This window comes from Phytoactinopolyspora endophytica, from assembly GCF_004138495.1.
GTDB lineage: Bacteria > Actinomycetota > Actinomycetes > Jiangellales > Jiangellaceae > Phytoactinopolyspora > Phytoactinopolyspora endophytica.
This window is the reverse complement of the sequence record NZ_ML142853.1, coordinates 492,449-493,254: the sequence shown is the minus strand read 5'-3', so window position 1 is coordinate 493,254 and position 806 is coordinate 492,449. Positions and strand designations below refer to the sequence as shown.

Annotated in this window: 1 pseudogene; it reads right to left on the bottom strand. The window is 69.1% G+C overall.

The features are described from left to right. Window positions 1-603: pseudogene (locus ELR45_RS37730) on the bottom strand (hypothetical protein); the annotation flags it as partial. Window positions 604-806 lie beyond the last annotated feature (203 nt).

Below are 806 nucleotides of genomic sequence, written 5' to 3'. Positions count from 1 at the left end.
GTCCCTTCCCGCGCTCAGCAGTCCGAAGATGCCGAAGTGGGCGAGCATGTCCGAGCGGCTGTGCCGCTGGGCCCGGACCACCCGCTGGAAGGCGCCGAGGCGCACCCTCTCCGGCGATCGGGAAGTGGCCGCGAGGATGGACCTGCGGCGTACGGCCGCCTCGAGTGCCAGGGTGTTCGTGGGGTCGGCGGCGACCTCGGTGCCGCGCACGGTGGAGACGACCTTGTGCTGGTTGACCGTCCCGACGACAGAGTGCGTGCCCAGGGGAGCGACCGGCGCGAGCTCCATGAGGTCGACGCCATCCGGCAAGGCGCTCGTCACAAGGTCCAGGCAGCGGCGAAGGTCCGCCGGGCCGGCGTCGGCCGGCCGGACGAACCGGTCCCGCTCATATTGGTGAAGTAGCTGCGCGGGGGAGACGGCACCCGCTCTCTCCCGCATCACCTCCAGCAGCAGCGTGGTTAGATCGGTCCCGCTGAGCCGGTTCGCGAGTACGTTCACCAGGTCAGGCACGCCGGCCTTGGCAACGATCCGGTCCAGAGCGCCCTGAGCTGGACCGTTTCGGTCGGCGTCGGTGATCGCCGTGGTTGAAGGATCACTGGTCATCTCGTCGAGTCTGATCGGCGAGGGCGGACTGGGCAAACGCTTTATTGCGTCTCCCTGTACCGTCGCAGCAACGTGGTGGTGACGACGGTGAGGACGGCCACGGCGGTCAAGAGGCCGAATGCCCACGTGAACGCATGCGCGTCCGCGCCGCCGTCGCCACGGACCCGATTCGCTGAGAGGTTGCGCGACCGCTCAGGCTGGGC